This window comes from uncultured Dysosmobacter sp. (assembly GCF_947631635.1).
Taxonomy (GTDB): domain Bacteria; phylum Bacillota; class Clostridia; order Oscillospirales; family Oscillospiraceae; genus Oscillibacter.
The window spans coordinates 53289-79643 of record NZ_CANRMB010000008.1 but is presented as its reverse complement, the minus strand read 5'-3'; the positions used below and the strand labels follow the sequence as shown (position 1 = coordinate 79643).

Below are 26355 nucleotides of genomic sequence, written 5' to 3'. Positions count from 1 at the left end.
CACTCACCAGATGGGACAGCAGAAATAGCCGCCGTTGCAGAGGCTGTACGCGCAGCACAGCGGCAGGCAGATGTTGCCGCCGCAGAGGTCTGTCCCAAACTGCCCGCCGCCGGGGCGGTAGGCCTGCCGGGTGCCGTTCTCCATAAACGCCAGAGCCTGACGGTACTCCATGTTGCCGGGGTCCATCTGACAGGCGGTCTGATAGTACCGCTTCGCCTCGTCCATCCAGCCCCGCCGGTAACAAACCGCGCCCCGCAGGAAGTTCCACTCGGCGTTGTGGTCGCTGTAATTGGCCAGCAGGGATTCCGCGCGGCTGATGTCGCCGCTGTTGATGGCGATGCGCACCTGCTGGAGGACGGAGCTGCCCGACTGCTGCCGGTACTGCTGGTATCCGCCCTGATAGCCGCCGTATCCGCCGGCAGAGCCAGACCGGCTGCCGCCGCTGCGCATCTTGGTGATCTCCTCATAGGCGGCGTTGATCTCCTTCATCTTCTCCTGGGCCAGGTCCGCCAGGGGATTGTCGTGGTAATTATCCGGATGGTACTTTCTGGCCAGCTCCCGATAGGCCCGCTTGATTTCTTCATCTGTGGCGCTTTCCGATACGCCCAGGACCTGATAAGGATCGTTCATGTAGTCCCCTCAACATTCTTGCTTTTCTTTCTATCTTCGCCCCGCCGGGCTGCCTGGAAGGTGCCGTCCAGCACCGCCCTGCCCACCTGGAAAAGGCCGTTATAGAGCGTAGCTTCCAATACCGGCGTCCAAACGCCGAAATCCCACAGCTCAAAGGCCGTGGTCATCATGTGGATGGAGTGGTCCAGGGTGGCGGTGAATTCCCGCCGGGCCTCCGGCGTCCAAACACCGTCCGTCAGGCCGAACCGCAGGGCCACGGGGTTATAGTTCCCGGAAGCGGCGTCTTTTTTCAAGTCGTCCGCCGCATCCACCAGATAGACCCACCGGCCCAGGTGGTAGAGCAGCTGCTCCAGCACCCGCCGCCGGACAGGCTCGTCCACCTCCCGGGCGGCGCCGCTCAGCAAAACCGCGAAGGCATCCGCCGCCCTGTCCACAGAACCGCACCGCTCCGCCTCCAGCTCCGCCAGCAGGCGCAGCTGATGCCGGGTGCTCTCATCAAAGCCCGGCCGGGCCGCCGCCGCACGGCGGTAGGCGGGCTCCAATGCAGCGGAGAGGCTCCGATACTTCAAACCGTGGAACCAGTCGTGGTCCGCCACGCCGTCCCGCAGCTGCCAGTAGGCCAGAATGACGCTCTCATCCGCCGCCGTCTCCATGGCCGGGTCTGCCTCCAGGTATGTCCGGCCATGGATGGGGCTGACGATGCATCTCGCCCTATGCGGCTCCCCTTCCCGTCCCGCGGACAGGAGGATCGCCAGATAGGTGAAATCGTAATTCAAAATAAACCGGGCCGCCGGGCCGCAGCGTTGTCCCAAGGTGTGGCACAGCCCGCAGTAGATGCGCCGGAACCGCTCAGCCTCCTCCTGCGAAAGGTCCTGGAGCGGCGGTCTCACATAGCCGAACACCTCAGAACAGCCGCACGATGGTGAAGGACAATCCGCCTCTCGCCCGCAGGCGGCGGTCATAGGCGATGGCCGCCGCGATCCCCGCGGCAAAGCCCAGAATGCCCACGAAATACTGCAAACCGACCACCGGCGTCAGAAAGGCGGTGATGAGGTATCCCGCCATAAACAGCGCCACCGGGATGAGATAGACCAGCACCACGATATACAGCATCTTTTGGGTGCTGCTCTCCACCACCACCTTCTGGCCGGGCTGCGCTCCGATGGGGTTGACTGCTTTCGCGTGGACCGCCGCGCCGGAGACGCCGCAGCCGGCGCACTCCTCACAGTCGTGGCCGCAGGCGGATTTCCGGGGGACTGAGATCTCGGCGTGGTCAGCGTCAATGATACGTTCAACCGTTGCAATTTGGGTCATAGTGATTCTCCTGTGTTACTCCTCGGGCAGGTCCGGTCCCTCCGGTTCCGGTTCCGGCTCTGGTTCCTGTTCCCGAATGGTGATCTGGATCTGGTAGCTGCCGGAGACGCCGATGTCGCCGCCGGATGTGACCTTGACGGCGGCCGGGACCGTATAGCTGCCGGAGACCGCGCTGTAATCGCTCAGGTCCGCCACCAGGATGATGTCCTCGCCTGTGACCGCCGCCACGTCCTCAGCCGTGCCGAAGAAGTGCACGGTCATCTCCTGCGTCAGGATATCCACCGTTTTTCCATCCGGGACGTTCTCGCAGCGGAAGTTCTCCGTGACGGCCTCCGCGCTGGACCTGTCGCCGTAGGAGATCTCCAGCTTCGCCCGGGTCACGCCGCTGAGGTTTTTGCACCCATCCGGCACCGTGATGGCGAAGTTGTATGTGCCGGTGCCCTCGTCCAAAGTCAGCAGGTCCAGGTCTCCCAGGGTGATGGCGTTCACGTTTTTCAGCTTGGCTGCGTCGCCGGAGACGGTGATGCTCTTGGGCGAGATCTCCCACTTCATATTGTCCAGACGTGCGCCGGGGGCTTCGATGAAGTTGATCTTCAGCGGCAGCTCCTTGGCGACGGTGACCATCACCGTCGCCTGAATGGTCTCCACCGTGGCATGGATGCGGCCGTCGCTGTTGTCGATGACCTGGTTATTCTTGTCGTAGAACTGGTACGTCAGATCCTGGGAGACCGTGGCCTCCGCGTCCTTGCCCAGATCCAGGGTCGTCTTGACATAGCTGACTGGATCGATGTCCTCCTTCTGTCCCCGGATCTCGATGGAGGTATGGGACAGCTGGAGCTGTTCGCCGGTATAGCCCTCCGCCACCGTGCCGGTCAGCTCGCACCGCACGTCCACGGTTTTCCGGTACAGCTCCGCGATATGGATGGTCACTGAGGAGAGCGTCTTGTCAAATTTTCCGCTGTCCGGGAACAGGCAGGTCACGGTGGCCTTCCGAAGTCCGGTGGTGGTGATGTTCCCCAGGTCCACCGACACCCGGATGTCGTCCCGGTCCACCTTGGCCAGGTCCCACCGGGTCCCCTCCAGCTTCAGGTCCAGGGTGGTGTCCGTGCCGTCCGACAGCAGCATCAGTCCCTGGTCCGCCAGATCCTCCTCATTGTCATAGACGATGGGCAGGTCCGTAAACTCCTTTTCCCGGATCATGGGGCTGCCGTAGTTTCCCGTCTGGTCCACAAAGACCCAGATGACCAGGGCCGCCAGGATGGAAAGGGCCATGTACAGCACCTTTCGGGTGTTCGGCTTATTCTCCATCGTCATCGCCTCCCATCTTTCCGGCGCGCAGCAGCATTTTCAGCGGATGGAGCTTCTGCTTGTCCGACTCCGTGTCCTCCTGGGGGAGCAGTTCGTTCCGCAGGAGATTTTCCAGCGTCTCCGGCTTCAAATGGCGCTTCAGCATTCCGCCGATGGCCACGGAGATGGAGCCGGTCTCCTCCGATACGATGACCACCACCGCGTCGGAGTTCTCGCTCATGCCGATACCGGCCCGGTGCCGCATGCCCAGGTCCCGGCTGAGGTTCACGTTTTTGCTCAGAGGCAGCATGCAGCCGGCGCCAAGCACACGTCCGTGGCGGACGATGACGGCGCCGTCATGCATGGGTGCCTTCACGAAAAAGATATTTTTCAAAAGCTCGCTGGACACTGCCGCGTCCAGCACCGTTCCGCTGCGCACCATGTCGTCCAGCAGGATCTCCCGCTCGAACACGATCAGCGCGCCGGTCCGGGACTGGGACATTTCCGTACAGGCCAGGACCGTCTGGCCGATCATCTGTTCCATGACGCTGGCGGCCTCCGTGTGGGTGAAGAAGGCGATAAAGCGGCGGCTGCCCATCTGCTCCAGGATTCGCCGGATCTCCGGCTGGAACAGGATGATGAGCGCCAGAACGCCCCAATTCACCAAGCGGCTCAGAATATAGTAGATGCCATGGAGCTGGAACGCATAGGACAGCATCAGCGCCGCGAAAAAGACCATCAGTCCCTTCAGCAGGCTGGCTGCCTTGGTGCTCCGCACCAAGGTCAGGACCTTGTAGAGCACGAACACCATGATGGCGATATCCAGAAGATCGGTGACCTGGAACATCAGCAGATACCGCACAAGGGTGGCGGGCAGCTCTGCAACATTCAATCCCTTCATTTCGACGTCATCATCCCTTTCAGGCCATGAATACTTTGATTATATAAAATATACCAGTAGAATGCAAGGTTAACCGGGCGAAAATTCACGGACTGTTCAGAAAAATCAGCGCAATTCCCGCTCCAGTGTCCGCAGGAAGCGGTACACCTCCTCCGGTGTGTTGAAATCGGAGAAGCTCAGCCGGACAGTGCCGCCCTCCAGCGTCCCGGCGCTGCGGTGGGCCAGGGGCGCGCAGTGGAGCCCGGTGCGAGTGGCGATATCCCGCTCGGCCAGCGCCGCGCCCACCTCCTCCACGTCCCGGCCCTGCACGGTGAAGGACAGGACGCCTGCCTGGTTCCGAAGGCCCGGCAGGGCGTAAACCTCCACGCCCGGGATGGCCCGCAGGCCTTCCGCCGCCAGCAGCGCCAGCCGCCGCTCCCGCTCACAGATGTTCTCCACGCCCCGGCGGCGGACGAACCGGACGCCGGCCAGCAGTCCGGCGATGCCCGGCATGTTGTGGGTGCCGGCCTCCAGCCGGTCCGGCAGGAAGTCCGGCATCTCCTGCTGCATGGAGAGGCTTCCGGTCCCTCCCTCCAGCAGGGTGCGGGGCTGCTGCTCCCCACCGCACAGCAAAACGCCGGTGCCCTGGGGGCCATATAATCCCTTATGGCCGGGCATGGCGATGAAGGCCGCCCCCAGCGCCGTCATATCCAGCGGCAGGACGCCCGCCGACTGGGACGCGTCGATGATCAGGGGCACTCTGCGGCTCCGGCAGATGGCTGCGATCTCCTCCACCGGCTGGATGAAGCCAAAGACATTGGACACATGGTTGCAGACCACGGCGCGGGTCTCCGGCGTGATCTGGTGCCGGAACGCCGCCGTGACCTCCTCCGGGTGGAACAGCGGCCCATCCGCCACAGCGATCTCCGCCCCCAGCGCCGCCAGGGGCCGGGTGACGGCATTGTGCTCATAGCCGGAGATCACCACCCGGTCCCCCGGCCTCACCAGGCTCTTGATGGCGATATTCAGGGCGTGGGTCGCGTTGAGGGTAAACACCACGCACTCCGGATTCGGCAGGCGGTACAGCTCTGCCAGCTCGTTCCGGCAGGTGAAGGCCGTCTCGGCGGCCCGCATGGCCGCGTGGTGCCCGCCGCGGCCCGGAGAGCTCATGGTCCGCAGGGCGTTCTGCATGGCGGCCGCCACGGAAGCGGGCTTTTGAAATGTGGTGGCCGCGCTGTCAAAGTAGATCATGCCTTCACCTCCTGGTACAGGCCCCGCTGGTATAAAAATATCTGAACAGGGTTCAAGGACTCCCTGCGAAGCGTCATCAAAGCCGGTGACAGATCTGAAACTGCGATCCGCACGACATAGGCGCAGCCCAGGTCCGTCAATTCCCTGGGCGCCCGAAAGATTTGGCAGCGAATACCCGTCCGGCTCAGCGCCCGCTGCATCCGCTGGGCAAAGGTAACGGAGCGGGCGATGATCAAATAGTGCTCCATAGACACTCCTCCTCTCTACCCATCCTATGGTCCAGCTCCCGGCGGGTGCAAAAAAGGACGCGCCCCCGGCGCGTCCTCCTATCCTTATGCTGTTTTCTCCAACAGGACCACCGCGTGGGCCGCCATACCGGTGCCCTCGCCGGTAAAGCCCAGCCCCTCCTCCGTGGTGGCCTTGATGTTGACCTGTTCCGGATCGATGTCCAGGGCGGCGGCCATGTTCTCCGCCATCTTCTGCCGGTAGGGCCCCACCTTCGGTGCCTGGGCCAACAGGGTGGCGTCGATGTTCACCACCGCACAGCCCTGCTCTTTCAAAAGCCGTCCCACCTCCGCCAGCAGCTTCATGCTGGAGATCCCCGCATAGGCCGGGTCCGTGTCCGGAAACAGCCTGCCGATATCCCCCAGCCGGGCGGCTCCGCTCAGGGCGTCCATCACGGCGTGGGTCAGCACGTCGGCGTCCGAATGGCCCAGAAGCCCCCGCTCCCAGGGGATCTCCACGCCCCCCAGGATCAGCTTTCTGCCCTCCACCAGCTGGTGGACGTCATAGCCGTGTCCAATGCGCAGGTTCGTCATCGTCTGTCCTCCCTCGCCTGTAAAAGGGCCTCCGCCAGGATCAGGTCTGTCGGGGTGGTGATCTTCAGATTCTCCTCGTCGCCCTCCACCAGAAAGGCCACCTTGCCCAGCCGTTCCACGGCGGAGCAGTCGTCGGTGACGGGGATATTGCCCTCCAGGGCGGCCTGCAAGGCGGCCTTCAGGAGGTCCGCCTCAAAGACCTGGGGCGTCTGGACGGCCCGCAGGGCATCCCGGTCCAGCGTCCGCTCCACCGCGCCGTCCTCCCGGACCGCCTTAACGGTGTCCTTCACCGGGACCGCCGGGGCGGCGGCCCCGCACCGGGCGGCAGCAGTGATGACCCGGCCGATCAGCTCCGGCGTCACCAGCGGGCGGGCGCCGTCCTGCACCGCCAGCAGCTCCATCTCCGGGGACGCCTCCAGCGCCGCCAGCAGAACGGAATGGGCGCGGCTCTCGCCGCCCCGGACCACCTTGGTGCATTTCGTGATACCGTATGTATGGCACAGGCGGGAGATCTCCACCAGGTCCTCTTCCCGTGTGGCGACGATGATCTCATCCACCTGCTCCGACTGCTGCAAAGCCGTCAGCGTCCGCGCCAGGACCGGCGTCCCGTCCAGCGGTTCCAGCAGCTTGTTGACGCCGCCCATCCGGCTGGAACTTCCGGCGGCTGCCACCAGGGCGGCACAGCGGGGGCGGCGGGCCTCCCGCATCTTTTTCAAAAACGGAAACATGGCAACCCCTCTCCTGAACATCAGGCCTGGACAACGGAGCGCTGTGTGACCGCCCGGTCCAGCCGTTCCTCCATCTTATTATAATCCATCTCCTCCACCAATACCAGCTCGGAGATCATGATCTGCTTTGCGTTGTGGAGCATCTTCCGCTCCCCTGTGGAGAGCCCGCGGCGGCTCTCCCGACTCATCAGGGACTTGATGACCCGGGCCACCTCATAGAGGTCGCCGCTTTTCAGGCGCAGCATATTTTCCTGATAGCGCTTGTTCCAATTGCTGTTGGATTCGGTCTCCAAAGATGGAATGGCCGCAAGTAGATGCTCCGCCTCCTCCCTGGAGATGATCCCCCGGACCCCGATCGCCTGACTGTTGGTCACCGGGATCTTCAGCACAAGCCCTCCCACAGGCATTTTGAACACATAATATTCCTTCGTGGTCCCCGCAACCTTTTCCTGCACAATGCCGTCGATCACCCCGGCACCGTGCATGGGATGCACCACCAGATCCCCAATGCTGAACATGGCAAACCCCTTCCCTTTCCGGTCCGTGCGGTGCCTGGTTCCCGCCTTTTCTGGTCTTTTTTGAGAATTCTTTAATACAAATTTATTATAGACGCTTCTTTTGGGGTTTACAAGCATTTTTCGGAGGTTTTGCAACCATTTTAAGAAAAAATCCGCAGAAAAATGCGACGGACGGCCAAAAAGCCGTCCGTCATAACAGAAAATCTGTGGTCGCTCACTTGTTGGAGCGGCGCCAGATGTGCATCTTTTCCGCCTCGGCGATCAGCTCCTCCCGGAACTGGGGATGGGCGATGTTGATCAGCGCCTCCGCGCGCTCCCAGGTGGACAGGCCCTTCATGTTCACCATGCCGTACTCCGTGACCACATAGTGGACGCAGGAGCGGGGATCGGTGACGATGGAGCCGGAGGTCAGCGTGGGCAGGATGCGGCTCTTCACGTTGCCCTGCTTGTCGGTCATGGTGGAGGACATGCAGATGAAGCTCTTGCCGCCCTTGGACAGGTAGGCGCCCATGGCAAAGTCCAACTGGCCGCCGGTGCCGGAGATGTGCTTGATGCCGGCGGACTCGGCGTTGATCTGGCCGAAGAGGTCCATATCCACAGCGTTGTTGATGGAGATGAAGTTGTCGATCTGGCTCATGGCGTGGACGTCGTTGGTGTACTCCACAGGCGCGGCCATGACGTCGGGGTTTCTGTTCACATAGTCATAGAGCTTCTGGGAACCGGCGGCGAAGGCAAAGACCTGGCGGCCTCTGTCCAGCGCCTTGTGGCGGCCGGTGATCTTGCCGGCCGCGGCCATGTCCACGAAAGCGTCCACGTACATCTCGGTATGTACGGAGAGGTCCTTCAGGTCGGACTGGGCGATCATGCTGCCGATGGTGTTGGGCATTCCGCCGATGCCCAGCTGCAAACAGGCGCCGTTGGGGATCTGCTCCACCACCAGGTTCGCCACGGCGATGTCCACGTCGGTGGGCGCTCCGCCGCCGCCCAGCTGCGCGATGGGCGGGTTCTCGCCCTCCACCACCATGGCAACGTCCTTGATGTTGACTTCCGTGCCGGTCAGGCCATAGACCCAGGGCATGTTCTGGTTGACTTCCACGATGACGCACTTGGCGCGGGCGATGATCTCCGCCAGGTGGGAGCAGCTCAGGCCAAAGTTAAAGTTGCCGAAAGCGTCCATGGGGGTGGTCTGGAGCATCACCACATCCACCGGGTCCAGCTCCTCCCGGTAGAAGCGGGGCAGCTCGGAATAGCGCATGGGGCCAAAATAGCCCATGCCCTTGCCGATGATCTTGCGGTCGATGCCGCTGCAATGCCAGGAATGCCAGGTAAAATGCTCGCCCGCGTCCTCCGCCTTGCAGATCTCCGGCATCCACATGGTCACGCCGCCGCGGACCTTCACGTCCGTCAGCTCGTCCTTCCGGGCGGCCAGCGCCTTGTCCAGTGCCACGGGATGGCAGGTGCACCAGGTGTAATCCACCCAGTCACCGGATTTTACGACCTTGACCGCCTCTTCCGCGGTGGTCAGCTTCTGCCGGTATTCTTCCTGATAGCTCATGTTTCTTCCTCCCTGATATATAATATGTTATGATTGGTAATCTGTCGTTATAGCCGGCACAGTTAAAAAGAATTCCAAGGAGTTCTTTTCCATGCAATGCTGCTGTGCAGCGCCGCAGGCTGCGTATACGGCCCTCTGTGCCTGACTATATTGCACACTTTGTCAAGATTATAACAGATGCAGTATGGGATTGCAACGGAAAACGTGAAAAAAATCACAAAATTTCAAAAAAGGAGACAGGCCATCACTGGTCTGTCTCCTCTTTGAGCGGTCTTACTCCTCGACAGGAGCTTCCTCCTCGGCTTCCTCCACAGCGGGAGCCAGCAGAGCGCGGATGGACAGGGAGATCTTTTTCTTCTCCTCGTCAATGGCGGTGATCTTCGCATCCACCATCTGACCCTCGGACAGGACGTCCTCGGGCTTCTCGATGCGGCGGTCCGCGATCTGGGAGATATGGATCAGGCCGTCCACGCCGGGAACAACCTCGGCAAAGGCACCGAAGGTCATCAGCTTGACGATGCGGACATTGGCCACGTCGCCCACGCTGTACTTGCCCATAAAGACGTCCCAGGGCTCCACGCTGTGGTCCTTCACGCCCAGGGAGATCTTGCGCTTCTCGGCGTCAAAGCCGATGACATACACCTCCAGAGTGTCGCCCACCTTGCAGACCTCGGAGGGGGTCTTGATGCGGCTCCAGCTCAGCTCGGAGATATGTACCATACCGTCCACGCCGCCGATGTCCACAAACACGCCGTAGGAAGTCATGGACTTCACGGTGCCGGTGTAGTGCTTGCCCACCTCGATGTTGTTCCAGACCTCCTCCTGGGCGGCTCTGCGGGCCTCGTCAGTGACGGAGCGGATGGAGCCCACCACGCGGCGGCGGGCACGGTTGACCTCAGTGATGCGCAGCTGGACCTTCTGCTTGATCATGGCAGACAGGTCGGCGCCGCGGGGCTGACCACTCTGGGAGGCGGGCACGAACACGCGGATGCCCTTGACGGACACCACGATGCCGCCCTTGTTCTCCTCGGTGACGGTGCCCTCCAGCACGGTCTTTTCCTCCACAGCGTTCTCGATGTTCTCCCAGACCTTCTGGGCGTCCAGGCGCTTCTTGCTCAGTTCGGCATAACCCTCCACGTCGTTGACGCGGACGATGTAAGTCTCGATCTCGTCGCCGACCTTGACGATATCCTCGGGCTTGGCGGTGGGATCGTCGCTCAGCTCGCTCAGCTTGATGTAAGCGGCCTGCTTTGCGCCCACGTCCACCTGTACCTCAGTCGGCGTGATGGCCGTGACAATGCCGGTGACCTTCTCCCCTGTATTTAAAGTTTTGATAGACTGATTCAGTAATTCCTCGAAGGACTCCTCTTTGCCCTCGGCCGCTTTGATTTCTTCGCTCATCGTTGCATATACCTCCTTAATGATGCCCGCAGGCGTGGAGGCTCCGGCCGTAAGGCCCGCAACAGAACAACCATCGAAAAAATCCGGCGAGAGCTCGTCCGCGTTCTCGATCTGGAGGACACGGGGGCATCTCCTCATGCAAATTTCTGTCAAATGTTTGGTGTTGGCGCTTTTACGGTCTCCCACCACGACCATCACGTCCACTTTGCCGGCAATGGATGCCGCCTCGGTCTGACGTTTATGCGTAGCATTGCATATTGTATCAAATTTTTTTGCGTTTGTACACTCTTTTTTTATGATTTTCCAAGAAGTTTCAAAAAGTTCACGAATACAGGTGGTCTGCGATACTACTGTGACAGGGGTTTCCCGGTTTTTCGGATTTTCGGCAAGCCACATTTTTACTGCCTCCGGACCGTCAAAAACCAGGGGATGGGCGCACCAGCTGGCAAGTCCCCGGACCTCCGGGTGGTGGGGCTCCCCGATGATGACTGGCTGCCGTCCCTCCTGCTCCGCCTGCGCCACCAGCTTCTGGATGCGGCACACATTTGGGCAGGTGGCGTTGACACAGGCCACCCCCTGTTCCTCCAGGGCGTCCAGCACCTCTTTCAGCTCCCCGTGGGAGCGGATGATAACGGTGTCTCCCTTCCCCAGCGCGCCGGCGTCCGCCGTCTTTCGGACGCCCCGCCGGGCCAGGTCCTCCACCACATGGGCATTGTGGATCAGGTCCCCCAGCATCCAGCAGCCGCGGGTCTCCTCCGCGGTCCTTTGGGCCAGGTCCACCGCACGCTGAACGCCGTAGCAGAATCCGGCGCTCTCCGCCAGGATCACATGTTCCCTCACAGCGGCGTCCCTCCCACGGACTGTCCGCCCAGGGCGTAGGCCGCCGCCAGGATGTCGTCCGCGATCTTCTGCATCTCCTCCGACGTGCCGTGGCGGCCGGTGTAAACCGGCTGGTAGGGGTCCCCAAAGATGATGCGGGTCCGGTGAAACAGCTTCTTCTCCCCATCCATGAACACCGGGATCAGCTTCGCGCCGGTCCGCACGCCGATCATGGCCACGCCCGCCTTGGCATGGGCGGGCAGGCCGTCCACATAGCCCACGCCGTTGCGGACCACGGTCCCCTCGGGAAAGATCAGCAGGTTGTCGCCCTCCTTGATGGCCTGGATGGAGGTCCGCACGGTGCTGATGTCGTTGCTGCCCCGGCTGACGGGAAAAGCGCCCAGCTTGCGGATGATCCATCCCAGGACCGGATTTTCAAACAGCTCCGCCTTTGCCATGGCGTGGAGCCGGTAGTTCACTGGCAGCCTCGTGCCCAGCAGGACAGGGTCCCAGTTGCTGGAGTGGTTGGGACACAGCAGCGCGCCGCTCTTGGGCAGCTTCTCCATGCCGATCACCGTGGTGGGGTGCAGGATCCTCGCGATAAAGCCCACCACATAATATACCAATACAAAAAATCCGTTCAGCGGTCTCATAGGCCCGTCCTTTCCCGGATGATACGCAGAAGCGCGTCCTCACTCTGCCGGAAATCCAGCGCCGAGGTGTCCAGCAGCACGGCGTCCTCCGCCTGCCGCAGCGGCGCCGCCGCCCGGTGGGAGTCGTTCCAGTCCCGCTCCTCGATCTCCCGCAGGATCTTCTCAAAGGGCTCCGGCGTTCCCCGCTGCTCCAATTCCAGCATCCGCCGTCTGGCCCGGACCTCAGCGGAGGCGGTGAGGAACACCTTCACATCCGCCTCCGGCAGCACCACGGTGCCGATGTCCCGTCCGTCCATGATGACGCTGTGGCTGCGGGCCAGCTCCCGCTGCATCTCCAGCAGGAACGCCCGCACGCTGGGATGGGCGGAGACCGCCGAGGCGCAGAGGGAGATCTCCGGCAGGCGGATCTCCCTCGTCACATCCCGGCCGTTCAGCAGCATGTGCTGCAAGCCGTCCTCCCCATAGGTCAGCTCCACATGGACCTGGGGCAGCAGCGCCGCCACCGCCTGCTCGTCCTTGGGGTCAACGCCGCGCTCATGGGCAAAATAGCCGATGGTGCGGTAGATGGCTCCGGTGTCCACATATAAAAATCCCAACTTTGCGGCCATGCTGCGGGCCAGGGTGCTCTTCCCCGCGCCGGAGGGGCCGTCGATGGCGATACTGATGGGTCTCATAAAATTCTCTCCTGTCACAGTTCTTGTTGCGCCGCCGCGATGCCGGCGGTCCGGCCTGTCGCCCAGGCGATCTGCAGATTGAAGCCGCCGGTGTAGGCGTCCACATCGATCAGTTCTCCCGCAAAGTATAATCCCTTTACAAGCTTTGACTCCATGGTGGTCGGATTGATCTCCCCCACCTTGACGCCGCCGGAGGTGACGATGGCGTCAGACACCGGGCAGGGCGCTGATATCACCACGGAAAAATGCTTCAGCAGGTGCAGAAGCTCCCGCCGCTGCTCCCTGGTGATCTCGTGGACCTTCTGGTGGGGCGGGATGCCGCTCCCCTCCACCACCGCCGGGATCAGCTTTTGGGGCAGCAGGTCGTCCAGCGCGTTGCGGAAATCGCTGTTGGCGTGCTTTTCAAAGTCCGACAGCAGCCGCCTGTCCAGCGTCTGCTCGTCCAGGGCCGGTTTCAAATCGATCTCCAGACGGTAGGTCTTTTTGTCAAAGTGCCGCATGTGGGCGGAGGCGGACAGCACCAGCGGGCCGCTGACCCCGAAGTGGGTGAACAGCAGCTCGCCGAAGTCCGTGTAGATCTTTTTTTGATTTTCAAACACCGTCAAACCGATGTTCCGCAGGCTCAAGCCCTGTAACCGCACACAGGGGCCGCCTTTTTCCAAAACGCCCTGCAGGGGCACCAGGGAGCCCTGCAGCGGCGTCACGGTGTGTCCGGCCTCCGCCGCCATGCGGTGGCCGTCTCCGGTGGAGCCGGTGGCGGGATACGAGACGCCTCCGGTGGCCAAGATCACCGCCTCCGCCGGGTAGGCCCGCCTCTCCCCCAAAACGCCGCGGACTGCGCCGTCCGCCAGCTCCAGCGACAGCGCCCGGTCCCGGACCAGGACCACCTTCAGGGCCTTCAGCCGCCGTTCCAGCGCGCCGCTGATGTCAAAGGCCCGGTCGGACACCGGGAACACCCGGTTCCCCCGCTCCGTTTTCAGCGGCACGCCCAGGCCCTGGAAAAAGGCCATGGCGTCCCGCCCGTCAAAGCGGGAGAACGCGCTGTACAGAAACTTTCCGTTCCGGGGCGTATTGGCCAGCAGGGTCTCCAGGTCCGCGTTGTTGGTCACATTGCACCGGCCCTTGCCGGTGATGTTCAGCTTTTTCCCCAGCCGCTCATTGGGTTCCAGCAGGGTCACGGCTCCCCCCTGCTCAGCCGCGCAGATGGCGGCCATCATTCCGGCGGCCCCGCCGCCGATCACCACGATCCGTTTACTCATCATCCATCTTTCCAAACACGCCGAATTCGTTCCAGATGCCCTCCAGCTCCGCGAAGGTGGCGGACACGTCCGTCCCCATCCGGTAGGCCAGCGCCACCAGCAGGGCGTTGATCAGGGACAGCGGCGCCACCATGGAGTCCACGAAGGAGATCATCTCACAGGGTGCCAGCAGCGCCGCGTCGGACATCTGGTAGACCGGGGACAGCTCGTTGTCCGTGATGGCCACGATGGTGGCCCCCCGGCCCTGGGCGAATTTCACCGTGTTCATCGTGACCTTGGAGTACCGGGGGAAGCTGATGGCGATCATCACGTCCCCCGGCCCGATGCGGAACAGCTGCTCCAGGATCTCTCCGGCGGCGGTAGTCTGCACCAGCGTCACGTTCTCAAACAGCAGGTGCAGGTAGAAATTCAGATACCCCGCCACAAAGGTGGAGGAGCGTGCCCCCAGGATATAGATGTGGCGGGCGCCCTGGATGCGGTCCACCACCTTGTCAAACTCCTGCCGGTCAGCCCCGCTGACCACCTCCCGCAGCTTGTCGATATCCGACTGCAGAACCGCCCCCAGGATATCCTGTCCCGCGAACTGGTCCCCCGCCGCCTGGATGCGCTGGGTGGAGGTCAGGCGGCTGCGGATCATCTCCTGCAAAGCCCGCTGCATGCTGGGGTAGCCGTCATAGCCCAGCTCCGAGGCGAAGCGGACCACCGTGGATTCGCTGACGCCCACCAGCTTGCCCAGCTTGCTGGCGGTCATAAAAGCCGCTTTGTCGTAATTCTCCAGGATATACCCCGCAATCCGCTTCTGCCCCTTGGAGAAGCTGTCCATATTGCGCTCAATGGTATGTAACATGCTTTTCGCCATATGCCTTTCCTCCGCGTGTCCGGCCCTAACGGCCCACCGCGCCCGGTGTGTTTATCCTGCCGTATTGTACCACAAATCCCCCTGGATTCAAATGGTTTTTGCAAGTTTTTTTCTTTAGCTTGCAAAAAGGCGGAACGGCATACCGTCCCGCCAGAGATATCCTTTCAAAGCCGCTCCAAGAGCTGAAGCGCTGTCCGCGCTCCAGAAGTTTTCCTTTTAGCCGGTCCAGCGGCAGGGCACATGCGGTCACCGCCGCTAATATTCCGAACAGGAGCAGGACCTCCCGCGCCGAAGTCAGCCGGCGGAGGTGCCGAAGCAGGGCGCAGATCCCGCCCACGAGCAGTTCCGCAATCACGATCTTCTTCCAGGTCCTTTTCATTTGACGTTTTTTGCCGCCGCTTTCTGCCGTTTATATCCGGAACCAGTTGCGGCATCCCATTGTATAAAAGGAACCCAAATCAACCGTCACCGGCAAAATTCTCAAAACAGAAAGCGCCCGCTCCATGGCTCCCGGAAACTCCGGCAGGCACTGCTGATGATGATGCAGAAGCCGTCTTTTCATGAAGGCTTCTCTGATGCGTCTCTCAGCGCCGCGACCTCCTCCGGCGTCAAAAAACGCCACTTCCCCGGCGGCAGGTCCCCCAGCTCCAGGCTGTGCTCCCGCACCCGGCGCAGGCGCTTCACCGTCAGGCCGCAGGCGGCGCACATCCGGCGGATCTGCCGGTTCTTTCCCTCGTGGATGGTAACGGCCAGCTCCGCCGTCTGTTTAGTCCCGCGCAGGACCTCCACCTGGGCGGGGCGGATGGCCTCCCCCTCCAGATCCGTCAGGGCTGCGAGCCGCTCCGCCGCTCCCGCCACCGGGCCATAGACGGAGACGTGGTAGGTCTTGGACACCTCATGGCTGGGGTGCATCAGATGCTGCGCCAGCGCCCCGTCGTTGGTCAGCAGCAGCAGGCCCTCGGAGTCCAGGTCCAGCCGCCCCACGGGGTAGACCCGCACGCCGCAGTCCGCCACCAGGTCCGCCACCGTCCGGCGGCCCTGCTCGTCAGACAGGGTCGTCACATAGCCCCGGGGCTTATTCAGCAGCAGACAGACCGGCTCTGCCCTGGGTGCCAGAGGCTTTCCGTCCACACAGACCTCGTCCCGGTCCGGGTCGGCCCGCTGTCCCAATTCCGCCGGGGCGCCGTTGACCGTCACCCGTCCGGCGGTGATGTACCCCTCCGCCGCCCGGCGGGAACACACCCCGGCGGCGGAGAGCAATTTCTGTAATCTTTCTTCCATGGTTTTATTCCTTACGCAGGCAGCCCCAGCTTCAGTGTTTTCAGGGCCGATTCCAGCTTTGGCTGCACCGTTTCCCCGCACAGCAGGTCGATCCGGCCCACCTCGGCACCGTTCAGTGTAAACACGGCCTGTCCCACTTTGGTCCCGGCAGTCACCGGGGCCGTCAGAGGACCGTCCAGTTCGACGCGGGTCTCCAGGCGTTCCCCTGCGGCCACCGGCCAGGCAAAGCTCTCCGCCGCCACCAGCGGCACAGTGGCCCGCAGGCCGCCCTGTACGCTGGCCTGTTTGACCGCCTGTCCCATCACCGCCGTCCGCTGGGCGGGATAGTTGGAAAAGCCGTAGTCATACAGCGCCTGGTGATCCGCCCAGTCGTTGCCGTCCTGGAGCGTCACCGCCACCAGCCGCTGTCCGTTCCGTTCCGCGCAGCTGACCAGCGTCCGCCCCGCGGCCCGGGTATAGCCCGTTTTCAAGCCGATGCACCCATCCATGTAGGTCAGGAGCTTGTTGTGGTTGGTCATGGTGCGCCCGCCGATGGTCACGCTGCGGGTGGAGGCGATCCGCATCAGGGTCTCGTTCTCCATGGCCGCGCAGGCAAGACGGGCCATATCCCGGGCGGTGGAATAGTGCATCTCGTGGTCCAGGCCATTGGGATTGGCGAAGGAGGAATGCTCCATCCCCAGCTCCTGAGCCGTGGCGTTCATCATCTCCACGAACTCCGCCTGACTGCCGCCCACCGCGTCCGCGATGGCCACGGCGGCGTCATTGCCGGAGCAGAGCAGCAGTCCGTAGAGCAGGGTCTCCAGCGTCAGCTGCTCCCCCTCCTTCAGGTACATGGAGGAGCCCTCCGTCAGCGCGGCCTCCCGTTTCACCGTGACCACAGCGTTCAGGTCTCCCTCCCGGATCGCCACCAGCGCCGTCAGAATTTTGGTGGTGCTGGCGATCAGCATCTTCGCGTCAGCATTCTGCTCATACAGCACCCGTCCGCTGTCCACGTCCATCAGGATCGCCGACGTGGCGGAGGTGCCCACAGCGCGGGCCTGACAAGGAAATATACGAAACAGCACCAGAAAAGCCGCAAAAAAGCAGCCAAATCTTCTTGGCAAAACCATCACCTCATCATTTGCAGTGATGGTAGTATACCCCCATCAGTCGGTTTCTTTTGCTTCCTTCTTGTCGAAATATTTTTCCACCTTATCCATGATATCGGGAACCATCTCCACCACGCGGTCCAGCGTGGATACGGGAGGCACCGCCACAGGCAGAACGCGGGTGGCGCCGTCCTTGATGACCAGGAACGCCACCGGGTCGATCTTCACGCCGGCGCCGCTGCCGCCGCCGAAATTCTCCTTGGGGGCCTTGCCGTAGTCTCCGCCGCCGCTGCCAAAGCCGAAGCTGACCTTGGAGATGGGGATCAGCGTCACGCCGTCAGGGGTGGTGATGGGCTGTCCCACAATGGTGTTGGTGTCCACCATCTCGTGGATCTTTTCCATGGTAGAGCGCATCAGGTCGCACAGGGGGCTTTTCTTTTCCATCGTATTATCCATTCTGCTCATCCTTTCTGATGCCATGCACTGTTTTCAGTGCGGCGTTTTCCTGTTCGTGATATCATGTGGCCGCGGTTTCCGCGGCCTCCGCCGTTTCCGCCTTTGGCTGCTGCTTCTGCTTTTTCTGAAAGCGGAGGAACCACCGCAGCGCCGGGATGCCCACGCCAAAGCCCACGGCCAGCAGGGTCCCAATGCGGATCGAGATCCCGGCTTCTCCCTCCAGCACCGTCTTTGGGGCGTCAAAATCGATCCCCACATGGATGTACGGGTCCGGGATGACCAGCAGCTGTTCCAGCACCGGCATCACGGTCCATACCCCGGCGTGGAAATAGCCGTACTGCTCCGCGGCGGCGGCCGGGTCCTCGCTGCCGCCCAGCGTGATCCGCAGGTCCAGCGGCTGGACGCGGATGCCCCGCCGTGTCCGGGCCAGCGCCTTTTTCAGCGGCGGCGCCAGGGTGCGGACGGCGTCCTTGACATCCGCAAATGCGATCTTGGGAAAAGCCTTTTTCGGTTTTTCCTCTTTCCCCTCTTTCGGCTCCTTCGGCGGCTTCTCCGCCTTTTTCGGCTTCTTCTTCGCAGGCAGGACCCGGATGCGGAAGGGGCCGAGCTTTACGTCCGCCGTGGTCTCCCCGCCGTGAAGCCCCACATGGATGCCCACGCGGGTCCGGCACAGCAGCAGGATCAGCGCCGCTAAAATGCCCAATATCCAAAGCCAGAGCAAGGCCGTCCCCCCTTCATGTCCCTCGCTGCCGCCTGCGGCGGAAGCGGTGTTATGCCTCTGTCGGGAAATCCGCGGTCTCCGGCGTGTCGGCGCCGGTGATCTCCGTCTCCTCCACAGGGTCGATGATCTCCCCGTTTTCGTTCAGGCGCATCTGGCCCTCGCCGCCCAGGTCCGGCATCTCCGGCAGGTCCTCCAGGCTGGTCAGGTGGAAGGCCCTCAGGAACTGCTTGGTGGTGCGGTACAGGTGGGGGCGGCCCGGCACCTGCAGGCGGCCGCACTCCTCAATGAGCTTCCGCTCCTGCAAAAGCCCCATGGTGTAGGCGCTGTCCACGCCCCGGATCTGGTCCACAAACGCCCGGGTGGTGGGCTGGTAGTAGGCGATGATGGTCAGGACCTCCAACGCCGGCTGGCTCAATTTGGCGGGCTTCCGGATCTCAAATGCCTTGCGGATCACGTCGGCGTAGTCCGGCGCGGAGCAGAGCTGCCAGCTGTCCTCGATGTGCAGCAGGCGGACGCCCCGGCGCTCATAGGCGTAGTAGTCCATCAGCTTTTGGAGCACCTGCTCCACAGTGGGCCGGTCCATCTCCAGGGCCACACAGATGCGGTCCACATTCACCGGCTCGCCGGACGCGAATAAGATGCCCTCAATGGCGGATTCTATTTCTCTCATCTCCATGGTCTCCATGGCCGGTCTCTCCTTGTGCGATCATAAAGTCAAATTCTCCGGCAGTTCCCTCTCCTGCCGGACGGTGCAGTCCGTCTCGGACCCTGCCAGATGCAGGATGTGGGCGCGGCACAGCTCCAGCACCGCCAGAAAGGTGGCTACCACCTCGCTGCGGCTGCGGTTTCCCCGGAAGAGCAGGCGGAACCGGGTGATGCCGTGCTCCTTCAGCTGGCGGATGATCTCCCGGGCCTTGCTCTCCACCGGGTACGGCTCATGCTGAACGATCTCCTGAAAGGACGTTCTGGGCGGCGGCAGCGTCCGCTCCGCCCGGTTTTGGATCTCCGCCATGGCCAGGACCAGGTCCGCCTTCTCCTGGCTGTACTCGTAGATCTTCCCCCGCTCCATGGGCTCCGGGTTCCTGGTGATGATATTCCGGCCAAATTCCCCCATGGGGCCCAGCTTGACCGTCAGCGCCTTGATGCGGGCGTAGTTCTCGTTCCGGCGGCGCTCCTCCAGGGACTGGATCAGGGCGTCCATCTCGCTCTGGGCCTCTTCATCCTCGATGGACAGCAGCATCCGGGTCTTGAGATAGACCAGATGGGACGCCATGGTGACGAACTCGCTGGCCACCTCCAGGTCCATCTTCTGCCGCTGTTCCAGCCAGGTGATATACTGGTCGCAGATCAGGGAGATGGAGATATCCTGGATCTCCATCTTATTTTTGCCCAGCAGGAACAGGATCAGATCCAGGGGGCCCTCAAAGTCCTGCATCTCCTCCGACCGGGAGCGGACCACTTTTTCCAATTTGTAGACAGGATTTTCCAATTGAACACCTCAAAAACCAAAGAGCTTCAGCACGGCCATCCATGCGCGGGATATCAGGAGTCCCATAAAGCCGTCCCCGATCCCCAGGAACGACAGCGCCAGCAGTACGAAAATTCCATATCGCTCATACCGCATCAGGCGGCCGTAGGTCTGGTCCGGCAGCAGCACCGCCAGCACCTTGGAGCCGTCCAGCGGCGGGATGGGGATCAGATTGAACACCCCCAGGCCCAGAGAGAGGCGGGCCGTGACCACCAGAAAGTAAAACAAGATCCCCATGGCAGCGCTGTCAGGTCCATAAAGTAAAATCGCCTTATAAGCAGCCAGCAGCAAGCATGTCAGCAGAAAATTGGAGACCGGACCCGCCAGAGCCGTGAGTGCCATCCCCTGCTTGGGCTTTTTGAAGTACCGCGGGTCCACCGGCACCGGCTTGGCCCAGCCAAAGCCGACCGCGAACATCATCGCAAGGCCCAGCCAGTCGATGTGCCGCAGCGGATTCAGGGACAGCCGGTGCATCGACTTGGCCGTGGGGTCTCCCAGCACATAGGCCGCCAGGCCATGGCAGGTCTCGTGGACGGTCAGGCATAAAAAAACAGCAGCCACCCGGAGAGCCGCCTCTCCCATGGAGGCAAAGTTCAGGGCGCGAAATAATTCTTGCAGATAATGCAGCATAGCTCTCTCCAGACATAATGACCCAAAATATACAGTCATTATATAGTCAATTCATTTGAAAAATAGCAAAGCTGTTTTTCAAGCGGGCAATGCCCGCTGTGCGCGAAGCGCACGGTGAATGACTATGAAATCTAAATCAAGGCCGCTTTCGCGGCCTGTCACAGCGCGTACGCGCTGTGACACTTGAAAAGTGGGTTTACCACTTTTCAAGTTATTTGATTATACCAAACCGCTGCGGAAAACACAAGGAAAATCCCAAATCTCCCATCAGATATGCAAAAAAGGAACCGCCCTGGAGCGGTTCCTTTTGATATGCGGAGATCAGGCCTTCTTGGCGATCTCGGTCAGCTGGGTGAAGGCGGCGGCGTCGCTGACAGCCAGCTCGGCCAGCATCTTGCGGTTGATCTCAATGCCGGCGGCCTTCAGGCCGTGCATGAAGGTGGAGTAGTTCATGCCGTTCATCTTGCAGGCGGCGGAGATGCGGGTGATCCACAGGGAGCGGAAGTCACGCTTCTTCAGCCGGCGGCCGGTGTAAGCGTAGGTCAGGGACTTCATCACCGCCTGGTTGGCAACGCGGAAATGCTTGGACTTGGAACCCCAATAGCCCTTCGCCATCTTCAGGGTCTTATTTCTTCTCTTGCGCGTCATCATCGCGCCTTTGACTCTAGCCATTTGTGTATACCTCCTATTTCAACGTCTCGTAATCTTACTTGTAGGGGATCATCTTGCGGACAGCATCCACATTGGTGACGTCCGCATAGCCGCCGGCGCGCAGACGACGAGTACGCTTGGTATCCTTCTTGGTCAGGATGTGGCTCTTGAAAGCCTTGGCGCGCTTGACCTTACCGGTCTTGGTCAGGTTGAATCTCTTCTTGGCACCGCTATGGGTTTTCAGCTTAGGCATAGTAGTAGCTCCTTCCGTGTATTTGAAAATCTTCGATATTACTTGCCGGATTTGGGGGACAGGAAGATGGACATCATCCGGCCCTCCAGCTTGGCGGCTTTGTCCAGGTTGGCGGTTTCGGCACACTGTTCAGCGAACCGGCCCAGCAGCTCCTTGCCGATATCGGTATGGGCCATCTCACGGCCGCGGAAGCGGACGGAGACCTTGACGCGGTTTCCGTCAGCGATGAACTTCTGGGCGTTTTTCAGTTTCGTGTTGAAATCTCCGATGTCGATGCCCGGGGACATCCGGATCTCCTTGATCTCGACCACGTGCTGGTTCTTTCTGGCTTCTTTTTCCTTCTTGCTCTGCTCGAACCGGAATTTGCCGTAATTCATCAGCTTACAGACCGGCGGAACGGCCTGGGGCGAAATCTTGACCAGGTCCAGGCCCTGCTCGTCGGCGATCTTCAGGGCCTCCGCGGGGGCCATGATGCCGAGCTGCTCACCTCCGGAACCGATCAAACGGATCTCCTTGTCGCGGATCTCCTCATTCAGTTCATGCACTTGCTTACTAATGGTCGAAGCACCTCCATCCATAAAATCACAAAACGCGGACACCATACACTGGCATCCGCGCAACAACAAACTGCCCCTTGCGGCAGTCTGGATACGACGCTGTTGACCTCTTTGCCCGTTGGCTGGAGGTGAGGCGGATGCGATCAGCCTTCTTTGTTTTGCCTGATTAGTATACCAGCCCCGCCGGGGTTTGTCAACCGTATTTTTCAGGTTTTTTATGTATATTTGAAAGCCCTCCTGGCCACAATAGGGACTGTATCCGTGAAGCGAAAGGAGGTACCTTTATGCAGAACCGTGAGAACAACCAGAATGAGCGCAATCAGAACCAGAATCAGAACCAGCGCGAGAACAAGCAGCAGAACGAGCAGCGCAACCAGAAGGAAAACCGCAAATAAGCGGCGGATCCTGGGATTTACGAATACGCGGCGGGACGCAGTACCCGCCGCGCATTTTTTATGGCGCGATGTCAAACTCGGCAGTCAGCAGAAAGTCCTCGGTGTCCCCCGGCTCCCGGTACTCAAAAAACCATTTCGCCACCCGGTAATGGCCCTCCGGGAGCGAGCCATACCGGTTGGCCCAGGTCAGCTCCTGCGTCACCGTCTCGTCCTTTGGATAGATCAGCGCCTCGGCGGTGTTGGCGTACTCGCCTTTTTGGGTCTCCAGCCAGTACCAGGTCCCGTCCACCTCTTTCTGCAGGCCGAAGTCATGCTCGTTGCCGCTGTCAATCTCCGCATCCGTGGTGTTCACGATCTCCACGGTGACGGCGCCGGGATAGGCCGTTCCCTCCACCACGGTCATGGTCACGCCCTCGTAGGTGTTGACCTCGCCCTCGAACTTCTCCCCTGTTTTGGTCTCCGCGCCGCACCCCGTCAGCAAAAGAAGGCAGAGCAGGGCCGTCACGCAAACAGCTCTCCGCATCGTCAGATTCCCCTTTCAGTCATTTACTTTTTAGACGGCGCGTCCCGCCCAAAAGTTCCCAAAGTTCCCGCAGATTTCTTCTTTTAACCGGCAGGGCGATGTTGTCTGCCCGGAGCCGGCATAGGACCTCCGATACCGAAACTGCCTGTTATCCGCCGCTTTTCCCCTTTCCCCGTTTTATGCGCTGCCGCTTGATTTTCGGATCCCCTGCAATCGTATCCGGCAGAAAGGTATCATTGACACTTGACTTTTTTATACACGGTGTATAAAATTAGTACAAATACTTCTTGAGTGCCCCTCGGAAGAGGGGGTAAAAGGGAATCGGGTGAAAATCCCGAGCGATCCGGTCACTGTGAGAGGGTAGTTTGCTGCAAAACACCATTGTCGATGGACGAGAAGGTGCGGCAAGCGCTATTCCCAAAGCCAGGAAACCTGCTTAAGAGGAACGATGAGGTATCTTCCGCAGAAAGTAGCTCATCTGAAGTGACTGGACCAGGGGTGCGCTGTGCGCCTGTATTTGCGTTGCTTTGGACTGCTTTCCGCTTTTGGAAAGCAGTATTTTTTTTGCGGTGATATAAAAAACAAAAGGAGAAATAAACATGAAAACTGCAAAAAAGATCCTCTGTATACTTCTGGCTCTGGCCATGGTCCTGTCTATGGCCGGCTGTACGGCCGGTGAATCATCCCCGGAACCGCCTTCCGAAGCAGCCGCCGATCCCGCCGAGGCCCCCCAACAGGAGAGTTCCTCGGATACCATTACCATCGTAGATTTTAACGACCGCGAAGTTGAGGTCCCCCGGGATGTACAGCGGATCGTGGCGGGATGGGGCATCAAAAACTACATCTGCATGGATGTGGACGACAAGATCGTCAATTCGACAACAGACGATTTCTGCCTGATGATCAACCCTGATCTGGCCAACAGAGGCTCTATCAAAAGAGACGGAACTACCAGCGCCGAGGCCATTGCGGACCTGGAGCCGGATGTGGTCATCATGAAGTGGAACAGCAAGCTGATCGACACGCTTGATGAGCTTGGTATTCCTACTCTCGCGCTCAGGATGGAGACGGAGGAAGAGGTCCTGTATGCAATCGATATGTTCGGCAAGGCTTTTGGCAAAGAGGAGCGCGCCAAGGAGCTGATCGATTATTATGAAAAGCTGACGGGCATGGCGGAGGACCTGGTGGCGGACATTCCTGACTCCGAAAAGCCGACCGCCATCTTCCTTGGCGAATATGTGGGTTCTACGGCCCCGGATACGATGCTGCAGGGCATGGCTCTCGAAAAAGCCGGTGCCGTCAATCCCGCTGCCGCAGTCGGCAGAGGTGAGCTCTGGGCGCAGGTCGGCATGGAACAGATCATGGAGTGGGACCCGGATTATATCTTTATGGCCAACGATCTGACCAGCAGAGACTATACCCTGGAGAGCTTCATCAATGACCCTGCCAATGCAAGCCTCAAGGCCGTTCAGAATGGCCATGTATATGAATCTCCCGCTGATATCGACCTGTGGATGTATCCCGGCTTTGTCATTTCTCTGGGTACATTGTGGCTTATCCACACCATGTATCCCGACCGCTTGAGCGATGCGGAACTGGAGGAAATCGCGCTGGAATATTACGACACTGTTTACGGTCTGACTCTGACGAGAGAAGAACTGGGCTTCTGATATGTACAGCAAAGATAAGGCCGCAGATCTGAAATCAAATAGAGTGGGCAGAAAGTATGCTCTGCCCACTCTCATTTGGGTACTTATTCTGGCAGTGCTGCTTCTGTTTATATCGCTGGTCTGCCTGTGTCTGGGGCAATATTCCATGACGATGGGGGAAAGCATACAGGTCCTTTTTGGAAAGATGCTGCACACCCAAGTGACCTGGAAGCCCATGATGGAGAAGGTCATATTCTATCTAAGGCTCCCCAGGATCATCGCCGCCGGACTGGTTGGGGCCTCGCTGGCTCTGTCAGGCTCGGCATACCAGGGCATTTTCAGGAATCCCCTGGTATCCCCTGATCTCCTGGGCGTTTCCTCCGGCGCCTGCGTGGGCGCCGCGCTGGCCATATTGATGGGATTAAATGGAACGTGGATCCAGCAGGTGATGGCTTTTGGCACCGGCCTGCTGTCCGTTGGCCTCACACTCCTGATCCCCAAAATGCTGGGCAGCACCTCCAACATCATGCTTGTGCTCTCCGGGGTGATCGTTTCCGGCCTGATGAGTTCGGTCATGGGCATGATCAAATATGTGGCCGATCCACAGAGTCAGCTGCAGGCCATCACCTTCTGGCAGATGGGCAGTTTCGCATATGTGAAATACGATGAGATCGGGAGCGTTCTTGCTCCCATGGCTGTCGGGACGGTCATTCTGCTTCTCATTTCATGGTGGATCGATATCCTTTCCATGGGTGAGACGGAAGCAAAGCTTTTGGGCGCCAATGCAAGGCCCATCAGAAATGTCGCCATCCTGTGTTCTTCCATCTTGACAGCAAGCGCTGTCTGCTTATGCGGGACCATCAGTTGGGTCGGTTTGGTGATCCCCCACTTTGCGCGTATGCTGGTAGGGCCAAACAGCACGAAACTGATGCCGGTGGCATGCCTGCTGGGCGCTATATTTATGATCGTAGTGGACACCTGTTCCCGTAATATAGCCGGAGTGGAACTCCCCGTCAGCATCCTGACCAGCCTTATCGGGGCCCCATTTTATATTATGCTGATGAAACGCCAAAAAGGAGAACTGCAGTGATATACGATGTACGAGGTTTGCGGTTCGCTTACCCTGGCGGACGCACCGTTATAAAGGACGCCTCATTCACATTGGACAAAGGAGAAGTACTGACTATTTTAGGTCCCAACGGGGCTGGGAAAAGCACGCTCTTCAACTGCCTTGCAAACATTCGCTCTCCCAGCTCCGGCACGATCCTCTTGAACGGAAAGCCCATGGCTGAAATGTCTGTGCGGGAGATCGCCGGCGTGATCGGATATGTGCAGCAGTCTCACATCCCGGTATTCGACTATACCGTGCTTTATTTTGTGATGATGGGTCGTGCCGCTAAAATAGGGGTCTTTTCCAAGCCCAAAGAAGAGGACCGCCGGATAGCCATGCAGTCACTGGAGACACTGCATATCGCGCATTTGGCGGAAAAACCTTATACCGAGATCAGCGGCGGAGAGCGGCAGCTGGTTTTGATCGCCAGGGCACTCACCCAGCAGCCCCAGGCCATCCTGCTGGACGAGCCCACATCTCATCTGGATTTTGGCCGTTCCACATACATCCTTGAGCTTGTGCAGAACATGAGCGCCAGCGGATATTCCATCATTATGACCACCCATGATCCCAACCACGCGATCCTGCTTGGCGGCAAAGCGGCGATATTGGACAGGGACGGCGTCCTGCATGTCGGGTACACACGCGAACTCGTTACAGAGGAATGCCTGCGGGATCTATACCGCAGCGAGCTGCACCTGATCGATGTACCGCAGCTGCACCGGACTGCCTGCCTAAGTGCAGGACTTCGCTGTCATTGCCATACTTAGAGGATCCTTGATGCAGGCGAAAAGGCGGATCGAAGATCGAAGGCGTGTACAATAGACCGCGCAAATTGGAAAAGGTCAAAACTCCAGTCCTCCGGC

At 60.4% G+C, this 26355-nt stretch carries 31 protein-coding genes and 1 riboswitch; of the genes, 3 read left to right on the top strand and 28 right to left on the bottom strand.

The genetic code is table 11. From position 1 onward, the window contains the following. Nucleotides 1-3: 3 nt before the first annotated feature. From Q0Z71_RS06205 to Q0Z71_RS06070, 28 genes are all read right to left on the bottom strand, one after another. Entirely contained in the window at nucleotides 4-630 is a 627-nt protein-coding gene (locus Q0Z71_RS06205) for a J domain-containing protein (RefSeq protein ID WP_298019675.1), read from the bottom strand. Beyond that, nucleotides 627-1520 carry a DUF5685 family protein gene (locus Q0Z71_RS06200; protein ID WP_298019673.1) on the bottom strand — a complete coding sequence of 298 codons (894 nt, stop codon included), beginning with the start codon at nucleotides 1518-1520 and terminating at the stop codon, nucleotides 627-629. Before Q0Z71_RS06200 ends, Q0Z71_RS06205 begins: the two co-directional genes overlap by 4 nt. A 13-nt stretch (nucleotides 1521-1533) precedes the next feature. Then, nucleotides 1534-1944 carry a SoxR reducing system RseC family protein gene (locus Q0Z71_RS06195; protein ID WP_298019671.1) on the bottom strand — a complete coding sequence of 137 codons (411 nt, stop codon included), beginning with the start codon at nucleotides 1942-1944 and terminating at the stop codon, nucleotides 1534-1536. A gap of 15 nt (nucleotides 1945-1959) precedes the next feature. Next, entirely contained in the window at nucleotides 1960-3252 is a 1293-nt protein-coding gene (locus Q0Z71_RS06190) for a YbbR-like domain-containing protein (protein WP_298019669.1), read from the bottom strand. Next, nucleotides 3242-4132 carry a diadenylate cyclase CdaA gene (gene cdaA, locus Q0Z71_RS06185; protein WP_298019667.1) on the bottom strand — a complete coding sequence of 297 codons (891 nt, stop codon included), beginning with the start codon at nucleotides 4130-4132 and terminating at the stop codon, nucleotides 3242-3244. The genes Q0Z71_RS06190 and cdaA overlap by 11 nt, the downstream gene beginning before the upstream one ends. A gap of 105 nt (nucleotides 4133-4237) precedes the next feature. Further along, a complete protein-coding gene (locus Q0Z71_RS06180; protein WP_298019665.1) occupies nucleotides 4238-5362 on the bottom strand; it encodes an aminotransferase class V-fold PLP-dependent enzyme in 1125 nt (374 codons plus the stop codon). Next, complete coding sequence (locus Q0Z71_RS06175; RefSeq protein WP_298019663.1) at nucleotides 5359-5610, bottom strand: DUF3343 domain-containing protein; 252 nt, start codon at nucleotides 5608-5610, stop codon at nucleotides 5359-5361. The genes Q0Z71_RS06180 and Q0Z71_RS06175 overlap by 4 nt, the downstream gene beginning before the upstream one ends. A gap of 84 nt (nucleotides 5611-5694) precedes the next feature. Further along, nucleotides 5695-6180 carry a 2-C-methyl-D-erythritol 2,4-cyclodiphosphate synthase gene (gene ispF / locus Q0Z71_RS06170; protein WP_298019661.1) on the bottom strand — a complete coding sequence of 162 codons (486 nt, stop codon included), beginning with the start codon at nucleotides 6178-6180 and terminating at the stop codon, nucleotides 5695-5697. Beyond that, nucleotides 6177-6908 (bottom strand): 2-C-methyl-D-erythritol 4-phosphate cytidylyltransferase, encoded by a 732-nt coding sequence (ispD, locus tag Q0Z71_RS06165; protein WP_298019659.1) that lies wholly within the window; start codon nucleotides 6906-6908, stop codon nucleotides 6177-6179. The genes ispF and ispD overlap by 4 nt, the downstream gene beginning before the upstream one ends. Nucleotides 6909-6928: 20 nt before the next feature. Further along, nucleotides 6929-7426: a CarD family transcriptional regulator gene (locus Q0Z71_RS06160; RefSeq protein ID WP_298019657.1), complete on the bottom strand. Its 498-nt coding sequence runs from the start codon at nucleotides 7424-7426 to the stop codon at nucleotides 6929-6931. A gap of 214 nt (nucleotides 7427-7640) precedes the next feature. Continuing rightward, a complete protein-coding gene (locus Q0Z71_RS06155) occupies nucleotides 7641-8981 on the bottom strand; it encodes a butyryl-CoA:acetate CoA-transferase (protein ID WP_298019655.1) in 1341 nt (446 codons plus the stop codon). 273 nt (nucleotides 8982-9254) lie between these two features. After that, nucleotides 9255-11222 (bottom strand): bifunctional 4-hydroxy-3-methylbut-2-enyl diphosphate reductase/30S ribosomal protein S1, encoded by a 1968-nt coding sequence (locus tag Q0Z71_RS06150; RefSeq protein WP_298019653.1) that lies wholly within the window; start codon nucleotides 11220-11222, stop codon nucleotides 9255-9257. Next, entirely contained in the window at nucleotides 11219-11854 is a 636-nt protein-coding gene (locus tag Q0Z71_RS06145) for a 1-acyl-sn-glycerol-3-phosphate acyltransferase (protein WP_298019651.1), read from the bottom strand. The genes Q0Z71_RS06150 and Q0Z71_RS06145 overlap by 4 nt, the downstream gene beginning before the upstream one ends. After that, the gene (cmk, locus tag Q0Z71_RS06140; RefSeq protein WP_298019649.1) at nucleotides 11851-12528 is read right to left on the bottom strand and encodes a (d)CMP kinase; all 678 of its coding nucleotides are present in this window, start codon (nucleotides 12526-12528) and stop codon (nucleotides 11851-11853) included. The genes Q0Z71_RS06145 and cmk overlap by 4 nt, the downstream gene beginning before the upstream one ends. A gap of 14 nt (nucleotides 12529-12542) precedes the next feature. Then, a complete protein-coding gene (locus tag Q0Z71_RS06135; protein WP_298019647.1) occupies nucleotides 12543-13787 on the bottom strand; it encodes an NAD(P)/FAD-dependent oxidoreductase in 1245 nt (414 codons plus the stop codon). Next, nucleotides 13780-14646 (bottom strand): MurR/RpiR family transcriptional regulator, encoded by an 867-nt coding sequence (locus tag Q0Z71_RS06130; RefSeq protein ID WP_298019645.1) that lies wholly within the window; start codon nucleotides 14644-14646, stop codon nucleotides 13780-13782. Before Q0Z71_RS06130 ends, Q0Z71_RS06135 begins: the two co-directional genes overlap by 8 nt. A gap of 409 nt (nucleotides 14647-15055) precedes the next feature. Further along, nucleotides 15056-15208: a hypothetical protein gene (locus tag Q0Z71_RS06125; RefSeq protein ID WP_298019643.1), complete on the bottom strand. Its 153-nt coding sequence runs from the start codon at nucleotides 15206-15208 to the stop codon at nucleotides 15056-15058. Continuing rightward, the gene (locus tag Q0Z71_RS06120; RefSeq protein ID WP_298019641.1) at nucleotides 15205-15927 is read right to left on the bottom strand and encodes a pseudouridine synthase; all 723 of its coding nucleotides are present in this window, start codon (nucleotides 15925-15927) and stop codon (nucleotides 15205-15207) included. The genes Q0Z71_RS06125 and Q0Z71_RS06120 overlap by 4 nt, the downstream gene beginning before the upstream one ends. An 11-nt stretch (nucleotides 15928-15938) precedes the next feature. Then, nucleotides 15939-17030 (bottom strand): D-alanyl-D-alanine carboxypeptidase family protein, encoded by a 1092-nt coding sequence (locus Q0Z71_RS06115; protein WP_298019640.1) that lies wholly within the window; start codon nucleotides 17028-17030, stop codon nucleotides 15939-15941. A gap of 42 nt (nucleotides 17031-17072) precedes the next feature. Beyond that, nucleotides 17073-17471, bottom strand: coding sequence for a GerW family sporulation protein (gene ytfJ, locus Q0Z71_RS06110; RefSeq protein ID WP_298019637.1), 399 nt, complete (start codon nucleotides 17469-17471; stop codon nucleotides 17073-17075). 61 nt (nucleotides 17472-17532) lie between these two features. After that, nucleotides 17533-18192 carry a DUF2953 domain-containing protein gene (locus tag Q0Z71_RS06105; RefSeq protein ID WP_298019635.1) on the bottom strand — a complete coding sequence of 220 codons (660 nt, stop codon included), beginning with the start codon at nucleotides 18190-18192 and terminating at the stop codon, nucleotides 17533-17535. Between the two features lie 49 nt (nucleotides 18193-18241). Continuing rightward, on the bottom strand, nucleotides 18242-18877 hold the full coding sequence (scpB, locus tag Q0Z71_RS06100; protein ID WP_298019634.1) for an SMC-Scp complex subunit ScpB: 636 nt from the start codon (nucleotides 18875-18877) through the stop codon (nucleotides 18242-18244). A 21-nt stretch (nucleotides 18878-18898) separates the two neighbouring features. Beyond that, entirely contained in the window at nucleotides 18899-19681 is a 783-nt protein-coding gene (locus tag Q0Z71_RS06095) for a ScpA family protein (protein ID WP_298019632.1), read from the bottom strand. A 9-nt stretch (nucleotides 19682-19690) separates the two neighbouring features. Continuing rightward, nucleotides 19691-20350, bottom strand: a complete 660-nt coding sequence (locus Q0Z71_RS06090) for a site-2 protease family protein (protein WP_298019630.1) — start codon at nucleotides 20348-20350, stop codon at nucleotides 19691-19693. A gap of 321 nt (nucleotides 20351-20671) precedes the next feature. Further along, the gene (gene rplT / locus Q0Z71_RS06085) at nucleotides 20672-21022 is read right to left on the bottom strand and encodes a 50S ribosomal protein L20 (RefSeq protein WP_298019628.1); all 351 of its coding nucleotides are present in this window, start codon (nucleotides 21020-21022) and stop codon (nucleotides 20672-20674) included. A gap of 34 nt (nucleotides 21023-21056) precedes the next feature. Next, nucleotides 21057-21254: a 50S ribosomal protein L35 gene (gene rpmI, locus Q0Z71_RS06080; RefSeq protein WP_298019626.1), complete on the bottom strand. Its 198-nt coding sequence runs from the start codon at nucleotides 21252-21254 to the stop codon at nucleotides 21057-21059. Between the two features lie 38 nt (nucleotides 21255-21292). Beyond that, on the bottom strand, nucleotides 21293-21856 hold the full coding sequence (gene infC / locus Q0Z71_RS06075; protein WP_298019624.1) for a translation initiation factor IF-3: 564 nt from the start codon (nucleotides 21854-21856) through the stop codon (nucleotides 21293-21295). A gap of 408 nt (nucleotides 21857-22264) precedes the next feature. Beyond that, nucleotides 22265-22729: an immunoglobulin-like domain-containing protein gene (locus Q0Z71_RS06070; protein WP_298019623.1), complete on the bottom strand. Its 465-nt coding sequence runs from the start codon at nucleotides 22727-22729 to the stop codon at nucleotides 22265-22267. A 272-nt stretch (nucleotides 22730-23001) separates the two neighbouring features. Continuing rightward, nucleotides 23002-23184: riboswitch (cobalamin riboswitch) on the top strand. Nucleotides 23185-23328: 144 nt separating this feature from the next. Between Q0Z71_RS06070 and Q0Z71_RS06065 the strand changes: the two genes are divergently transcribed. The 3 genes from Q0Z71_RS06065 to Q0Z71_RS06055 are packed head-to-tail and all read left to right on the top strand — an operon-like array spanning nucleotide 23329 to nucleotide 26259. Further along, nucleotides 23329-24399: an ABC transporter substrate-binding protein gene (locus tag Q0Z71_RS06065; RefSeq protein ID WP_298019621.1), complete on the top strand. Its 1071-nt coding sequence runs from the start codon at nucleotides 23329-23331 to the stop codon at nucleotides 24397-24399. 1 nt (nucleotide 24400) lies between these two features. Next, nucleotides 24401-25468, top strand: a complete 1068-nt coding sequence (locus tag Q0Z71_RS06060) for an iron ABC transporter permease (RefSeq protein WP_298019619.1) — start codon at nucleotides 24401-24403, stop codon at nucleotides 25466-25468. After that, nucleotides 25465-26259, top strand: coding sequence for an ABC transporter ATP-binding protein (locus Q0Z71_RS06055; protein WP_298019616.1), 795 nt, complete (start codon nucleotides 25465-25467; stop codon nucleotides 26257-26259). Before Q0Z71_RS06060 ends, Q0Z71_RS06055 begins: the two co-directional genes overlap by 4 nt. The last annotated feature ends 96 nt before the right edge of the window (nucleotides 26260-26355 follow it).

Bases quoted from the DNA above. Each gene is read 5' to 3' on its own strand.
- Q0Z71_RS06205 (WP_298019675.1), bottom strand. From the start codon at position 630: ATGAACGATCCTTATCAGGTCCTGGGCGTATCGGAAAGCGCCACAGAT.
- Q0Z71_RS06195 (WP_298019671.1), bottom strand. From the start codon at position 1,944: ATGACCCAAATTGCAACGGTTGAACGTATCATTGACGCTGACCACGCC.
- Q0Z71_RS06190 (WP_298019669.1), bottom strand. From the start codon at position 3,252: ATGGAGAATAAGCCGAACACCCGAAAGGTGCTGTACATGGCCCTTTCC.
- cdaA (WP_298019667.1), bottom strand. From the start codon at position 4,132: ATGAAGGGATTGAATGTTGCAGAGCTGCCCGCCACCCTTGTGCGGTAT.
- Q0Z71_RS06180 (WP_298019665.1), bottom strand. From the start codon at position 5,362: ATGATCTACTTTGACAGCGCGGCCACCACATTTCAAAAGCCCGCTTCC.
- Q0Z71_RS06175 (WP_298019663.1), bottom strand. From the start codon at position 5,610: ATGGAGCACTATTTGATCATCGCCCGCTCCGTTACCTTTGCCCAGCGG.
- ispF (WP_298019661.1), bottom strand. From the start codon at position 6,180: ATGACGAACCTGCGCATTGGACACGGCTATGACGTCCACCAGCTGGTG.
- ispD (WP_298019659.1), bottom strand. From the start codon at position 6,908: ATGTTTCCGTTTTTGAAAAAGATGCGGGAGGCCCGCCGCCCCCGCTGT.
- Q0Z71_RS06160 (WP_298019657.1), bottom strand. From the start codon at position 7,426: ATGTTCAGCATTGGGGATCTGGTGGTGCATCCCATGCACGGTGCCGGG.
- Q0Z71_RS06155 (WP_298019655.1), bottom strand. From the start codon at position 8,981: ATGAGCTATCAGGAAGAATACCGGCAGAAGCTGACCACCGCGGAAGAG.
- Q0Z71_RS06145 (WP_298019651.1), bottom strand. From the start codon at position 11,854: ATGAGACCGCTGAACGGATTTTTTGTATTGGTATATTATGTGGTGGGC.
- cmk (WP_298019649.1), bottom strand. From the start codon at position 12,528: ATGAGACCCATCAGTATCGCCATCGACGGCCCCTCCGGCGCGGGGAAG.
- Q0Z71_RS06135 (WP_298019647.1), bottom strand. From the start codon at position 13,787: ATGAGTAAACGGATCGTGGTGATCGGCGGCGGGGCCGCCGGAATGATG.
- Q0Z71_RS06130 (WP_298019645.1), bottom strand. From the start codon at position 14,646: ATGGCGAAAAGCATGTTACATACCATTGAGCGCAATATGGACAGCTTC.
- Q0Z71_RS06125 (WP_298019643.1), bottom strand. From the start codon at position 15,208: ATGAAAAGACGGCTTCTGCATCATCATCAGCAGTGCCTGCCGGAGTTT.
- Q0Z71_RS06120 (WP_298019641.1), bottom strand. From the start codon at position 15,927: ATGGAAGAAAGATTACAGAAATTGCTCTCCGCCGCCGGGGTGTGTTCC.
- ytfJ (WP_298019637.1), bottom strand. From the start codon at position 17,471: ATGGATAATACGATGGAAAAGAAAAGCCCCCTGTGCGACCTGATGCGC.
- scpB (WP_298019634.1), bottom strand. From the start codon at position 18,877: ATGGAGACCATGGAGATGAGAGAAATAGAATCCGCCATTGAGGGCATC.
- Q0Z71_RS06090 (WP_298019630.1), bottom strand. From the start codon at position 20,350: ATGCTGCATTATCTGCAAGAATTATTTCGCGCCCTGAACTTTGCCTCC.
- rplT (WP_298019628.1), bottom strand. From the start codon at position 21,022: ATGGCTAGAGTCAAAGGCGCGATGATGACGCGCAAGAGAAGAAATAAG.
- rpmI (WP_298019626.1), bottom strand. From the start codon at position 21,254: ATGCCTAAGCTGAAAACCCATAGCGGTGCCAAGAAGAGATTCAACCTG.
- infC (WP_298019624.1), bottom strand. From the start codon at position 21,856: ATGGTGTCCGCGTTTTGTGATTTTATGGATGGAGGTGCTTCGACCATT.
- Q0Z71_RS06070 (WP_298019623.1), bottom strand. From the start codon at position 22,729: ATGCGGAGAGCTGTTTGCGTGACGGCCCTGCTCTGCCTTCTTTTGCTG.
- Q0Z71_RS06065 (WP_298019621.1), top strand. From the start codon at position 23,329: ATGAAAACTGCAAAAAAGATCCTCTGTATACTTCTGGCTCTGGCCATG.
- Q0Z71_RS06060 (WP_298019619.1), top strand. From the start codon at position 24,401: ATGTACAGCAAAGATAAGGCCGCAGATCTGAAATCAAATAGAGTGGGC.